The organism is Chitinivibrionales bacterium, assembly GCA_035516255.1.
Classification (GTDB): domain Bacteria; phylum Fibrobacterota; class Chitinivibrionia; order Chitinivibrionales; family FEN-1185; genus FEN-1185.
On the sequence record DATJAL010000061.1, the window covers coordinates 26667 to 40362 of the forward strand.

A 13696-nucleotide genomic window follows, 5' to 3' on the forward strand; every position below is an offset into this window, starting at 1 on the left:
GGCGGCCATGCGTTCCAAGTCCAGTCGTCCCTTCACGCTGCTGATTTGTCTTGTCGTTTCTTTGCCGATTGCGGGCCTTCCCGCCACCGTCTCCATCGGCCCCAACAAAGAGGTGCTGCTCGACGGAAAGCCGTTTTTTCCCATCATGACCTGGCTGCAGAACGCGTCACGCATCGCCACGGAAAAGACCTACGGCATAAACACCTTCGTTGGCCAGGGCGACAATTCGACGGCGCTCGCGTATTGCAACGAGGCGCAGGCGCAGGGCGTGTATGCGGTTCCCTCGTGGAACGCCCCGGAAATCGCGTCGGTAAAGGCGCACCCGGCCATGCTCGGCTGGGTGTTCGGGGACGAGCCCGATCTGCAGGGCAACAACATTCCGCCGTCGGCCATAAAGTTGCAATACGATTCGATCAAGGCGGCCGACTCGGACCATATCACCTTTCTCACCATCACCTCTGGGTTCTACAGCGGTGACGCCCTGCCGGCGTGGATGAACGGCAGCGATTCCATGTATTACAGCTATCCCAAATTCACCGATGTGATCGGGTTCGATTATTACCCGGTGTACGGCTGGTGCAGGCCCGACTGGATTTACAAAGTGGGAGGCAGCCAGGACGAGCTTGTCAGCAAATACTGCAAGGGGACCAAGAGCACCTACCAGTGGATCGAGTGCGTCGCGACCTCGGGCCAGTGGTGCTCGATCCCCGCGCGCGGTACCGACGACGGGCCCTATCCCTACGAGGTGAAGGACGAAGTGTGGCTCGCAATAGTAAAGGGGGCGAATTCGATCGGCTATTTCACGCATTCCTGGAAGTGCCCGGGCTATTCGCAGTGCTGCGTTTCCGATTCACAGATCGCCATGCTCAAGCAGGTGAACGGCCAGATCACGGCGCTCACCAGCGTGCTGTGCGGTGCCGATTCCAAGGCGGCCGTCACGGTTCAAACAAACGATCCGAAAGGATCGATTGCCTTCCGGGTCAAGGAATACAACGGGAGCCTTTACATTTTCGCTGTTGACGTCATAGAAATCACGGGGGCAAAAGACACGCAGCAGGTCACCGTCACCGTGCCGGGGCTTCAGGGTCCGGTAACGGTGTATGACGAAGAAAGGACGATCACCCCGAACGGCACATCATTTTCGGATACCTTCCTTAAAATCAACCCCGTGCATATTTACGTGTCTTCGACCACAGCTACAATCCAGCAGAAAATTCAAGCCTATGGTATGATCAGGCCTCTGCGGGTGTCCTACAGTGGACGGGCGTCCTCGGTAAAATTTTTTGTGCAGAATAGATCATCAGGTATTATCCGGATATATTCCTGTTCGGGCACGCTGCTGCGCACCATGAATACTGAAGCAGGCGCGGCCACCTGGGACTGCCGTGACGAATCGGGTAAAAAAGTCGCTGCCGGGATTTATCACGCGGCGACTTCCGGATCGCAAAAGTCTGTCATTCCAGTTCTGGTACGATGATCAAAAATGAGCCGGTGTCTTTGATCCGGCTCCCATTTTCGCCCAGCATAAAAACCGGATTGCCTCCCCGTTGCCTAAAATCTCTGGTACGTTTTTTGCAATTCTGCAAATAAGTCTTCCGTTAAACGTTTCCATTAATTTAGTTGCGGCATGGCTCCCGTGAAACAGAACCCGTATTTTTTTTATCCGGCATTATCAATTTCGCGAAAGGATCTTATAAATGAGAATCCGGCATGCAATGCTTTTTTTGGCAGCGGGAATTGCCCTGGCATCGGCGTATGATGAAAAGTCAATGCCCGATCTCATCATACCCGAGCAGATTGATTCCAAGAGCCTCGAAGTGAACGTAACCCACCGGTTCTACCGCATTCCCACGGCCCAGTTTCCCGATAATTTCATCGCAGGCGCAAATGTTAAGGTGGGGCTCAGATATGCGATCTGGGAAGGACTGGAGGTGCGGTCGGAATATGTTTTTATCCCGAAGGAATTTGCTTTTGACGCGGGTTATACCCTTTCATTTCCGCAGCTCTATTTCCGGGCGCAGGCATATCTTCAATTTTACGGCGCGCAGTCGGACGTTTCGTCGAACTGGAATTATAACGCCTTGTATGAGATCAATCTCCAAAGTACCGCGATCCTGTGGAGGCTTTTTCCTGTTGTCAACTTCGCCTTTGACGGCCTTTCCAAAAAGTTCGGCCTCGGGACGGGATTGGACATCATGATTCTGGATAATCTTGACTTAGTGGGAGAATATTATCCCGTTCTGGGGGCGCGGGACATCCAATTCAACGGGGCGCCCCGCGTCGATTATTTCCTGGCGGGCGTCAAATTAACCACCCACGGCCATCATTTCATGATAAACGTTGGGAACAGCAGGGACATGGTCATGCGGCGGCTCATGCGCGGCGCGCCGGACAACACGCTCTCCTACGGCTTCACCATCCAGCGGTTGTTCGCGTTCTAGCCCAAGAGACCGGCCATGCCCGAAACGGTGCAACCACGCGGACGATTGAATCTTCTGAAAATGCCGGCCGCCGGCGAATGGCGAATCGCAGTGATGAGTGTCATCCTTCAATTCGGCATGGCGCTTTTTTTCAAACCGCGGTGCCGATGAGAGGGCACTGGGCCCTGCGGTTTCCATTGAGGTTCTTTACGGAGGAAAATCCTATCCGGCATCGTCATTTGTGCGCGACGACAATGGAAAGGCGATTGCATACCGGTTCACCGGAAACAGGAAGATTATTCCGCTTATGCGCACCGGGTGCGTCGTCTGCCTCGAAAGCCGTCCCGGAGGGAAAATCGGCAACGCTGCCTACAGCATGCGCGATCTGGCGCGCAACGCCGCGCGTTTTTCGCTGGTGCCGGTTCCGTCAATCGAGGGGGAGGGCGAAGTGACGATACGGATTTCGGCCGGGGGAACCACACAGACAGCGCCGCGGCAATTGGAATCCCGCAGGTAAAGTCGAGTTTTCAAAAACCGGACTTCTCAGCTGTCAAGCTCGATTCGTATCGGCTTCACGCCCCAGATGTCATCGGCGTATTGCTGGATGGTGCGGTCGGAGCTGAAGCGCCCCATGTTCGCCACGTTGAGAATCGACATCTTGGCCCACTTGTCCGGCTTGCTGTAGGCGTCGGCAAGGGTCTTCTGGCACTGCACGTAGGAATCGAAATCCGCCATCACCATGTACCGGTCGCCGCCGTTGAGCAGCGAGTCGTAGATGGGCCTGAAGAGCTGCGGGTCCTCGGGGGAGAAAAAGCCCATAGAGATGAGGTCCATCACCTTCCGGAGCTTTTCGTTCTTGTGGTAGTAGTCCCACGGGTTGTAGCCCTTGGCGCGCACCTCGCTCACCTCGTTGGTGCGCAGGCCGAAAATGAAGATGTTCTCGTCGCCCACTTCCTCCCACATCTCGATGTTCGCGCCGTCCATGGTGCCGATGGTGATGGCGCCGTTGAGCCCGAACTTCATGTTGCCGGTGCCCGACGCCTCGGTGCCGGCCGTGGAGATCTGTTCGCTCACGTCCGCCGCCGGCATGATGAACTCGGCAAGCGATACGCGGTAGTTTGGGATAAAATGTACGGCGAGCAGGCTGTTGGTGTCCGGGTCGCCGTTGATGACGCCTGCCACGTTGTTGATGAACTTGATCATGAGCTTTGCCATGTAATAGCCAGGCGCGGCCTTGCCCGCGAACAGCATGGTGCGCGGCACAAAGCCTTTTTTGTTCCCCGCCTTTATGTCGCTGTACATCGAGATGCAGTGCAGGATGTTGAGCGTCTGGCGCTTGTATTCGTGGAATCGCTTTACCTGTACATCGAACATGGTGTCCGGGTTGAGCCGGATGTTCTCCCATTTCTTGATGACCTGCGCGAAGCGCTTTTTATTGGCGAGCTTCACCTCGTGCCACTGCTTGCGGAATTCCGGGTCGTCGGCAAATGGCGCGAGCTTCTTGAGCTCCATGAGGTCCTTTATCCAGCCGCTGCCGATCCTGCTCGAGATGAGCGACGAAAGGGACTGGTTGGCGGTGTAGAGCCAGCGCCGTTGCGTGATGCCGTTGGTCTTGTTGTTGAATTTTTCGGGCCACATGTCGTAGAAGTTCTTCACCAGGCCGTTGGCGAGCAGCTTGGTGTGCAGCTCCGACACGCCGTTGACGGAATGCGACCCGACGATGGCGAGGTAGGCCATGCGCACCTTGGGTTCGGGCCCCTCCTCGATGAGCGACATGTCGCGCAGCTTCTCGATGTCGCCCGGATATTTGTACGACACCTGGCGCAGGAACTTGCTGTTGATCTCGTAGATGATTTCCATGTGGCGCGGTAGCAGGTTTTTCATGAGGCTCACCGGCCATTTTTCGAGCGCCTCGGGCATGAGCGTGTGGTTGGTGTAGGCGAACGTGCGCACCGCGATGTCCCACGACTCGTCCCAGGTCAGGCCGTATTCGTCGAGGAACAGCCGCATGAGCTCCACGATGGCGATGGCCGGGTGCGTGTCGTTGAGCTGGATCGCCACCTTGTCGGCAAAGTTGTGGAAGTCCTTGTTGTTCGAGCGGTAGCGCCTGATGATGTCCTGCAGCGAGGCCGAGGTGAAGAAGTGCTGCTGCTTGAGGCGCAGTTCCTTGCCCGAATGGTTGTTGTCGTTGGGGTACAGCACCTTGGAGATGTTCTCGCTTGTCAATTTATCTTCGCAGGCGCCGATGTAGTCGCCGCTGTTGAAATACTCGAAGTTGAACTCGTGCGCGGCGCGCGCGCTCCACAGGCGCAGCGTGTTGACCGTGTTGTTGCCGAAGCCCGGCACCGGCACGTCGAAGGGGAGAGCGATCACCTCGTCGGTGTCCACCCATGCCACCTGCTGTTTGCCGTGCTCGTCGGTGTGGTAGAGCGTCTTGCCGTAGTACTTGATGCGGACCTTGTATTCGGGCCGCTCCATCACCCACGGGTTGGCGTTCTGCAGCCACTGCTCAGGGAACTCAACCTGGCTTCCGTTGATGATGCGCTGGTTGAAGATGCCGAACTCGTACAAAATGCCGTAGCCCACGGCAGGAAGCTCGAGCGAGGCCATGGAATCGAGGAAGCAGGCCGCGAGCCTGCCGAGGCCGCCGTTGCCGAGGCCCGCATCGTGCTCCTGATCAACGATGTCCTCAATGTCAAGGCCAAGGTCCTTCATGGCCTCGGTGCAGCTCTTGAACATCTCGAGGCTCACGATGTTGTTGGAGAGCAGCCGGCCCATGAGGAATTCCATTGACATGTAATACACGCGCTTCACGTTGTTCTCGTGGTACTGCTGCTTGCTGATGATCCACCGCTCGATGAGCCGGTCGCGCACCGTGAAGGCGAGGCTCAAAAACTGCGAGTACGCGGTGAGGGAGTATTTGTCTTTTGCGAGACAGTATTCGAGGTTGTTCAGAAAGCCGAGCCGCACATTGTCCCGGCTCATCCCCTTGAAATGGACCGACCAGTTCTTGTTGTTCTTGTCATCCACCTGCTTCAAGGGCTCGGAAGAGGATTTGAGCATATGGTTCCTTTTCTTCGGGGAAGGAGAGGGCGTTTCTATTTGGTAACAGGACACAATAAAATAATTGATGAGGGAGGATGTTTGGAGAAACTAATGAGCAATGTATCAGCGTAAAAAAAAATGCGATGAGGACATTTTTGGTGCCGGTCATTGAGGGTGTCATTCCCGCGGAGGCGGGAATCCAACCTTTGGATTTTATAGGAAAAAATGGACTCCCGCTTTCGCGGGAGTGACATTATCCTAGGATTTTTTGAATAGATCATAAAAAAGAAGGCCGCGGTATTCCGCGGCCTCTCCCCTGGGTACTCGGAAAAGGGGTTCTCTTATTCCACTTTCACCTCGATCTGTTTGGGTCTCGCCGCCTCGGTTTTCCTGAGCGTCAATTCAAGAACGCCGTTGGCGTATTTCGCCTCGACGTGCTCGGCGTCAACGTGGTCCGGGAGCGCGAACTCCCTGCGGAACGAGCCGTATCGCCTTTCATAATGGTAATACCGGTTCTTTTCTTTTTCGGTCTTCTCCTCTTTCTTCTCTCCGCTCAGGGAGAGAACGCCGTTCTTGACCTCGACGGCGATGTCCTTCTTGTCCAGCCCGGGCATATCGGCCCTGATTTTGTAGGTGTCCTTTTCCTCAACGATGTCGACGCGCGGGTAATTGACAAGTGAAATGTCCCGGTCCCATGCGTTGAAGATGCCCGTGCCAAGAAAATCGTCCAGCAAGTTGGACAAGGTGGTTGCCGGTGTTTCATACCTGATGAGTGCTGACATAAGTCCTCCTTTTTAAGGTTTATAAAAATTGGTTGTCGTTTTTTGTCTTAGACTTTCGAAAGAAATTCCTCCACGCTTTTACAGGTATTGAGCGTGATTTCAAGGTTCGTGATTTCGTCCTTGCTGATTATGCTTTCCCTTTTCGGCCTTCCTCCAAGAAAGGGAATGTAATCTTTTTTAAGAACGTCCTCGAGTTTTATGGATCGTTTGTCTATCACATGCCTGTTCGTTTCCATCTGATCCTCCAATGTTCAATTGCGGATTCTGTTTTTCAACAGCTAATAAAGGCAATGGGTATGCCAATAGAAAAGTGGCGGAATTTAAGGGATTTTGAGGGGGGGATTTTGGTGGTGTTTGATAATTGAACGGGGAATAAATCAGATGGTTTGATTATGAGACAAAGTTCTTCAAGATAACTTAAAAAATTTTTTGAATTCCTACCTTCTGAGAACTTTGATACATTTATATGGACAGAGATGATTGGTGTATTGTCAAATTTCGTTGCTCGATTGGCGCCACCGATAACTGTTGACTAACAAGAACTCCCCCGCCGCGTTAGGCAGGCAAGAAGGCCGCGCTCAAAATCAAATTTTCACCAACCAGCGTTCCGCGAATCGAAAATTGCGTTGATACTTTTCAACCGCCGCATCAAGGGTGCGCCCAGCAAAAGGAACGGGCTTGAATCAAATGGCGCCCGGCTGCACCCAGGAGGGGGTAGCGTAGGACCAATCGCGCTGATTCCCGGCATTTGAGAAATATAGGAGCGCGATTGGGCTGAAGCGAGGGGGAAACTTGCCCCACATGAAATGTTTTATCTTATTTTAAAGACCTATGAAAAATTATTCCCACTACCTCTTCGACGCCGACGGCACGCTCATCGATACCACCGAGCTCATCTACCAGTGCTTTCTCTACACCTGCAAAAAGTTCGGCGACAGGCAGGTATCGCGGGCGGAAGTGATCAGGAACATCGGCCTCACGTTGCGAAGCCAGATGGAAGTGTACTTCGGTCCGCTTGACAATGAGCGGTTCTCCATGCTGGCGGGCGAACACATGAATTACCAGCTGTCAATTTATCCGAAATATCTGAAGCTGTTCCCGACCGTGAGAGAGGGGCTCGCCTGCCTGCGCGAACGGGGAAGGCATTGCGGCATTGTCACCTCGCGCAGGCGGCAGACGCTTGAACTGTACCTTAAAAAGACAGGGATATTTGAATTCTTCGAGATATTTGTTACGCCGGAAAATACTGAGAAGCATAAGCCCGAACCCGATCCGGTCCTCGAAGCGCTGTCGCTCTTCAAGATCAACGATAAATCCACAGTGCTCATGGTCGGCGATTCGGAGTTCGATGTTCAATGCGGCGTCCAGGCAGGCGTTGATACCGCTTTTGTAAATTGGAGCCACAATGATCATTCGTCATTCAGGATCAAGCCGTCATACCTGATTGACGATTTCAACCAATTATGCCCTCCGGCCGCATGACATTGTATATTTAATCGCACATGGTAACCTTCACTTCCGTCACGAAAAAATTCGGCTCCGGAACGCTCGCGGTCGACGATGTGTCGTTCGCCGTGGGCGAGGGCGAGTTTTTCGCCCTGCTCGGCCCCAACGGCGCGGGAAAGACCACGCTCGTCAAGATGATGCTTGATTTTGTCAAGGTGACAAAAGGCACAATCGATATAAACGGGGTCTCGAGCGCGCTCCCTTCGGGACGGCAGGGTGTTGGGTATCTTGCCGAGAATATTAAAATACCCGGATATCTCTCCGGGCTCGATTATCTCCGGCGGCTGGCCGAACTGTGCGGCATGGAAAGCGCCGCGGCAAAAAAGACCATCGCGGAATTGCTCGACACCGTCGGAATGTCGGGAAAGGAAAGGGCTGCGGTAAAGACCTATTCAAAAGGCATGCTCCAGCGCATCGGCCTCGCGGGTGCCATGCTTGCCGGCACCAAGGTGCTCGTGCTCGACGAGCCGGTAAGCGGCCTTGACCCCCTTGGCATCCGCGACGTCCGGCGCATCATGGAGGCGCTCAAGCAGAAGGGCGTCACCATCATCCTCAACTCCCATCTGTTAAGCGAAGTGGAAAAGACCTGCGACACCGCGGCCATCATCAACAAAGGCAAAATCGTGCTCAAAGATAAGATCGCATCGATCGTCCGCGAGGGGGAGACGCTCGAGGATGTGTTTGTGCGGGTGGTTGAGGCCGGCCATGCGTAAGTTGCTCCATATTGTCAAATATACCGTAGTTGACCTGCTCCACCAGAAGAGCTTTTTTATACTGCTCGGCGTGAGCATCGCGTTCGTTCTGCTGCTGCGCGGCTGTTACAAGGGGAATTATGTCGATGCGTCGAGCGGCCACGCCATCGACAGCGTCAAGGTCGCCTGGTATGCCTCGATCTTCGCGTTTCACGTCGTGTGCGCCGGTGTTTTACTCATTGCCGTCATTCTTTCGATGGGCCTTTTCAGCCGCGACCGGGAAAACGGCACCACGCTTTACATGCTTTCCGCGCCTGTGTCCCGCACCGTGTACGCGGCGGGCAGGGTTGTGGGCGTATGGATCGTTTCGTTCGGGTTCATGTTCGTGCTCCACCTCACCATCTTCATCATAACCTTTTTAAACGCCGGCGGCACCATGCCCGGATACCTGGCCGCCTCGCTGGTCTGTTCTGTCAATGTGCTCTTCGTAACGCTGCTTGTCTGCCTGCTTTCCCTGTTCATGCCGGATTTCGCCGCCGCGATTGTCGGGATCGGCATTGTCGGGATCAGTTATGTTTCCGACCTGTTCTACGTGATCATGCAGAGCAGCGTGGTGCAGTCCGCGGTCGGCACCGCGGCGGGCAAGGTGTCGGTGTGGAGAATGGCATGGCCCAAGATTTCATCTTTGCAAAGCTACGCGATCTCGCTTGTCGACAATAGCCCTTTTCACAGCATCGGGCCGGTCCATCCGCTGATCAACATGACCCTGTACAGCTGCCTGATCTCGTTTTTTCTCGTCCTCGCGTTCAGGAAACGTGAATTATAAAAAAGGAATCATGATGAAGACCCTTTATTTCGACCTCATGTCCGGCGCCAGCGGCGACATGATCTTGTCCGCGCTGGTGGATGTCGGCGTGCCCAAAGCCTATCTCGGCAGGGAACTATCAAGGCTCAGAATCCCGGGCTTTGCCTTTGACGTGGAAAAACGGAAGCGCAGCGGCATTTCCTGTTTACACCTGAGAATGAAGTGGGACACGCCGCGCTCATACCGCCACCTCCGCCAGATCCTCGACATGATAAAAAAAGCGAATTACAAGAGAAGCGTCTATGAGCGGTGCGAGGCGGTGCTCATGCGGCTGGGAAGGGCGGAGGCGAAGGTGCACGACATGCCGCTTGAAAACGTCCATTTCCACGAGGTGGGCGCGGTCGACACGATTGTTGACATTGCGGGAATATGCCTCGGCCTTGATTTTCTCGGCATTGACGAGATACGGTTTTCCGCCCTTACCGACGGCAGGGGAACGGTGGAGACCCTGCACGGCGTCATGCCGGTGCCGGTGCCCGCAGTCGCCGCGATGGCCGAGGGATTTGTCTTGAAGATCCTTGATGTCCCCACGGAACTCCTCACGCCCACGGGCTGCGCGGTACTCACCGCGCTTGGCAAACAGGAAACGGCCGTGAGCGGAACAATCATCAAAACGGGATACGGCTGCGGCGACAAGGTTCTCAAGGAAACACCCAACGTGCTCCGCGTCTTTCTTGTCAAGGCAGACCCGCAACAGCCGGGCGACTGCGTCAATGTCATTGAATCGGACATGGACCATATTTCCGGCGAGATCATGGGCCACGCCGCCGCGCTCCTGATGCGCCAGGGCGCGCTCGATGTTTCCTGGACGCCGGTGTTCATGAAAAAGGGGCGTCCCGGCTACCGGCTCACCGTGCTCTGCGCGCCGGACAGGCAGCAGGAGTTCATCGACACCATCATGCTGCACACGCGCACGCTCGGCGTGCGCGTGCATCAGGCCGGCCGCGTTGTCGCGGAAAGAAAGCCCGGAACCGGCCGCCTGCGGGGACAGGTGATTGCGGTGAAGGAGTGCTCGTACAAAGGGCGCTCGTTTACAAAGCCGGAATATGAGGCCCTGGCGAAGATGAGCGGAAAGACGGGCGAGCCGGTGATCGAGCTGATGGAGGAGTTTACAAAAGCGGAAAGATAAGGGCGATACATCGTTTACACAAGGAATTAATTCCATCATGTTGATCGGTCTTGCGCGACAGCCAGAAGCGAGAGGCCGGGTAAGAACGGAAGCAGCTTTGTCCAGCCGGCCTCGGCCGCGAGAATCGTCTTAAGGACAGAATTGAGGGGATCTGGAATTTCGGACATGTCACTCTTGCTTAACTGCCGATTTCCCTGATAAATTCTTCTGATCCACCTAACCAAAGCGATCGGCGGAAACAGCGTAACGTTGAGCCATTCAATGCTCACCGGTGAAAATCCGCTTTTCAGCAGTGCACGCTCCAGGCTCCACCTCGAGTAGCGGCGTTCGTGGCCGAGGGCGCGGTCGTGCGCGCCGAAAAGGAATGGATGGGCCGGGACGGAGATAACGAGCATGCCGTTCGGCGAGAGAGCTTGCCGGATGGAGGTCAACAGAGCTATTTCGTCGGGGACATGTTCCATGGTGTCAAAACATACCGCGCCGTCAAATGAGTGTTGGCAAAATGGAAGGGAACATCCCATGGCCTGGACACAGACCAATCCTTGACGTTTTTTCGCATATGATAATGCATCCTTCGAAATATCTACGCCCACGGAACGCAGGCCCACCCGCCGAAGCTCCAAAGAGATGATGCCGGTGCCCATTCCAACATCAAGGATGAGGTCGCCCGGCCTAAAGTACTTCGAGACTCTTTGCAGGTAGTTGTGACGCATCCCCGCGAACCACCAGTGAGATGCTTCCAAAGAAAACATTTTTACATATTCTTTTCGGTCCATGGCAGTTTTCCATATCTGTGGTGGATGCGGATGACATCAATGAGCATTTGCACCGAATCGTGAATGGGGTGCACTCTGCTCGGTGTGGAATTCATCCATTGTACGGCTATTTCCCGGCATTCTATGTTCTTTTTTAAAACCTTTAACAGTACTTCCACGTCGAAGGCGAACCGCCGGACAAGAAGATCTTGGAAAACTTCCTGGGCAAGTCCCAACGGGAAGAGCTTGAAGCCGCATTGTGTATCTCGCAACGAGAATCCCAATGCGATGCGAATGATAAAATTGAAGATCTTTCCCATTCTTTCCCGGAAAAAGGCCTGACGCCGAACGAGTCGCGAAGTCTGCTGGGCGCGGGACCCGATCAACACGATGTTTTCCGACGCCAGCGGCAAAAGTTTTTCGATCTCCTCGATGGGCGTTGACATATCGGCATCAAACAACAGGATGTATGAATTTTTGGCCGCCAGAATGCCTCTCCGGGCCGCCGCGCCCTTCCCCTGGTTCGTCTTGGTCCGAAGCAATCGTACACGATGGTCGTTCAAAAAAGCCTTGATCGCAGCAGCTGTCCCGTCGGTGCTGCCATCGTCACAGACGATGACCTCGAACTGGTAGGGTCTTTCACCGCAATAGCGCAATACCTTGCTTATGGTCGCGGGGAGCCGTGCGGCCTCGTTAAACGCAGGGATGACGATTGAAATGCTTCTGACGTTTTGCACGTAATGCTTTCTCGGCACGGTTAACAAATGGAAAAATATCGTTTTCCAAGCACGTTCGACCCTTGTTAACCCTTGTGTTACGGCATAATTATTGGATAGCCGTCAACCCAACGTACTGCATGATTTCTAAGAGAATCCGAAGGCAAGAAATCAGGTACGGTGGATTTGTTAAGAAAAACATAGAGTGTATTCTTATCGAAGGATCCCCGTGCATAAAGATTCTTCTGATCGTTCCGATAATTGCTCTTCGCAAAATAATCGGCACGCGCCATGCTCGCAACATTTATGGTCAGACCGTGGTCTCCTGCATATAATGCGAAAGGCACGTAATTATCGCTTTCAACAAGCGCTGGAATGCAGGCAATATGATCATATCTCTTCGCACACTGCGCCCATACGTTTGAGTGCAATGAATTTTTCCATAATGTCCTGTCGATGGAGACGCTTCTGTAAAACGGAAAAAAGTCCATTATTTGAATGACAACGGCAAACGAAATGATGATTGCTGCTTTCCTGCTGTTCTGTATTCTCACAATGAGCACAAGGCACGAAAGCGTGAGGATGTAAGTGATTGGCCAGAACATTCTTCCGCTGGCCCTGATTATTCCAAGTTTTTCATACACCAATTGGGGGAGCCTGAGGTGCAGCAATTCATGGTTTGCAAAGGTGATTGCGTTTGAAATCGACAACAAAAAAAGAATAAGGCAGGTCAACGCCAGGGGGACAGCATTGCTTTTCTTCACTATATATTTGTGCCGAAGACCTGCGATTCCGCTTGTCACCCCAAGTAAGATCAATCCGAGTCCCAAATAATTAAATCCTTCATACTGGCCCAAAGTTGCAGAGGGCAGGGCGTTAAAGAAAAGGAACGAGGTGAAAGGCATTGGATTGAGAGGAGCGAGGAGGTTCATCGAATAGTAGCCGAATCCAGATGCGGACGCTTCCTTGATTCCGATGATAAAATATCCTTCAATCCACATAGCGCCACAAAGCATGAATGCCGAAATGACGGAAAAAGAAAAAATTGAGGCGCGATGCCGCCCGTCGGACTCGAGCGAATTGCGGAGAAAATACCCACTATAGAGAAGGACGATCATGAAAAGAAAATAAAAATGAATCATCGACGCCGCGAAAAATAGAACCCCCCATTTTATGCGCGTATGAAGCGTATCTGGATCGAAATAAAGGTACAGGGCGGCTAACAGTATCCAATGCGCCGTGAGGCTTTCATGTAATTCTGCGCGCTGAACCAGAACCGGCGACATGATGAAGAACAGAGTCCCGACGAACGCGATATATCGATTTTTAATAAAGCGTGAAACAAGATACCACCCGAAAATCCCTTGAAGCATGTAGGAGAGAAGCAGCCATATACCGTGGTATTGGAAGTGTGCCGGTAAGAACGGCGAAAAAGGCTTGAGGAGGAAGGCAATGAGCGGAATGGAATCGGTAAAGACAACGCTTGTGCCCTGTGGATAATTTAGCGATTGAACTATTCCAAGGGGAAAATGCCAGGGCTCCGTTCTGAAAAAGTGCCATCCTAAAAAATGTGTTGCGGCGTCCTGACGCAGAGTCCATTCAATAAATAGGGGATTGAGGATTTTACAACCGTAAACAGCGATAAAAAAGGCGGCTCCCAACAGCGCTGCTGAAACCGGCGAAAAGATACAGGCGGAGGATTTGCTCAAGTTTATCGACATAAGGCTTTTTATTGGTTTTTTAGGAATTTATTCATAACTTTAGTGGGCTCTCAATGATGTATCCC

13 protein-coding genes are annotated in these 13696 nt (G+C 53.4%); 7 read left to right on the top strand and 6 right to left on the bottom strand.

The window, feature by feature from the left end:
- The first annotated feature begins 7 nt into the window (after nucleotides 1–7).
- The 3 genes from VLX68_17595 to VLX68_17605 all read left to right on the top strand — a co-directional run bounded on the left by VLX68_17595 (nucleotide 8) and on the right by VLX68_17605 (nucleotide 2937).
- Nucleotides 8–1477: a hypothetical protein gene (locus VLX68_17595; GenBank protein ID HUI94057.1), complete on the top strand. Its 1470-nt coding sequence runs from the start codon at nucleotides 8–10 to the stop codon at nucleotides 1475–1477.
- A 220-nt stretch (nucleotides 1478–1697) separates the two neighbouring features.
- On the top strand, nucleotides 1698–2441 hold the full coding sequence (locus VLX68_17600; protein ID HUI94058.1) for a DUF5777 family beta-barrel protein: 744 nt from the start codon (nucleotides 1698–1700) through the stop codon (nucleotides 2439–2441).
- A gap of 97 nt (nucleotides 2442–2538) precedes the next feature.
- The gene (locus tag VLX68_17605) at nucleotides 2539–2937 is read left to right on the top strand and encodes a hypothetical protein (GenBank protein ID HUI94059.1); all 399 of its coding nucleotides are present in this window, start codon (nucleotides 2539–2541) and stop codon (nucleotides 2935–2937) included.
- Nucleotides 2938–2963: 26 nt separating this feature from the next.
- Here VLX68_17605 and VLX68_17610 read toward each other — a convergent pair whose 3' ends face one another.
- The 3 genes from VLX68_17610 to VLX68_17620 all read right to left on the bottom strand — a co-directional run bounded on the left by VLX68_17610 (nucleotide 2964) and on the right by VLX68_17620 (nucleotide 6483).
- Complete coding sequence (locus VLX68_17610) at nucleotides 2964–5483, bottom strand: glycogen/starch/alpha-glucan phosphorylase (protein ID HUI94060.1); 2520 nt, start codon at nucleotides 5481–5483, stop codon at nucleotides 2964–2966.
- Nucleotides 5484–5806: 323 nt separating this feature from the next.
- Entirely contained in the window at nucleotides 5807–6247 is a 441-nt protein-coding gene (locus VLX68_17615; protein HUI94061.1) for an Hsp20/alpha crystallin family protein, read from the bottom strand.
- A gap of 47 nt (nucleotides 6248–6294) precedes the next feature.
- Nucleotides 6295–6483 carry a hypothetical protein gene (locus tag VLX68_17620; protein ID HUI94062.1) on the bottom strand — a complete coding sequence of 63 codons (189 nt, stop codon included), beginning with the start codon at nucleotides 6481–6483 and terminating at the stop codon, nucleotides 6295–6297.
- A gap of 595 nt (nucleotides 6484–7078) precedes the next feature.
- On the opposite strand from VLX68_17620, the gene VLX68_17625 reads away from it, so the two are divergent.
- The 4 genes from VLX68_17625 to larC are packed head-to-tail and all read left to right on the top strand — an operon-like array spanning nucleotide 7079 to nucleotide 10439.
- Nucleotides 7079–7729 carry an HAD-IA family hydrolase gene (locus VLX68_17625; GenBank protein HUI94063.1) on the top strand — a complete coding sequence of 217 codons (651 nt, stop codon included), beginning with the start codon at nucleotides 7079–7081 and terminating at the stop codon, nucleotides 7727–7729.
- A gap of 20 nt (nucleotides 7730–7749) precedes the next feature.
- A complete protein-coding gene (locus VLX68_17630; GenBank protein HUI94064.1) occupies nucleotides 7750–8466 on the top strand; it encodes an ABC transporter ATP-binding protein in 717 nt (238 codons plus the stop codon).
- Nucleotides 8459–9271, top strand: coding sequence for an ABC transporter permease (locus VLX68_17635; protein ID HUI94065.1), 813 nt, complete (start codon nucleotides 8459–8461; stop codon nucleotides 9269–9271). The genes VLX68_17630 and VLX68_17635 overlap by 8 nt, the downstream gene beginning before the upstream one ends.
- Nucleotides 9272–9281: 10 nt before the next feature.
- A complete protein-coding gene (gene larC / locus VLX68_17640) occupies nucleotides 9282–10439 on the top strand; it encodes a nickel pincer cofactor biosynthesis protein LarC (GenBank protein HUI94066.1) in 1158 nt (385 codons plus the stop codon).
- A gap of 35 nt (nucleotides 10440–10474) precedes the next feature.
- On the opposite strand, the gene VLX68_17645 is transcribed toward larC, so the two are convergent.
- The 3 genes from VLX68_17645 to VLX68_17655 all read right to left on the bottom strand — a co-directional run bounded on the left by VLX68_17645 (nucleotide 10475) and on the right by VLX68_17655 (nucleotide 13619).
- Nucleotides 10475–11215 carry a class I SAM-dependent methyltransferase gene (locus VLX68_17645; protein ID HUI94067.1) on the bottom strand — a complete coding sequence of 247 codons (741 nt, stop codon included), beginning with the start codon at nucleotides 11213–11215 and terminating at the stop codon, nucleotides 10475–10477.
- Nucleotides 11194–11931 (bottom strand): dolichyl-phosphate beta-glucosyltransferase, encoded by a 738-nt coding sequence (locus tag VLX68_17650; GenBank protein ID HUI94068.1) that lies wholly within the window; start codon nucleotides 11929–11931, stop codon nucleotides 11194–11196. Before VLX68_17650 ends, VLX68_17645 begins: the two co-directional genes overlap by 22 nt.
- A 77-nt stretch (nucleotides 11932–12008) precedes the next feature.
- Entirely contained in the window at nucleotides 12009–13619 is a 1611-nt protein-coding gene (locus VLX68_17655; protein HUI94069.1) for a DUF6311 domain-containing protein, read from the bottom strand.
- Nucleotides 13620–13696 lie beyond the last annotated feature (77 nt).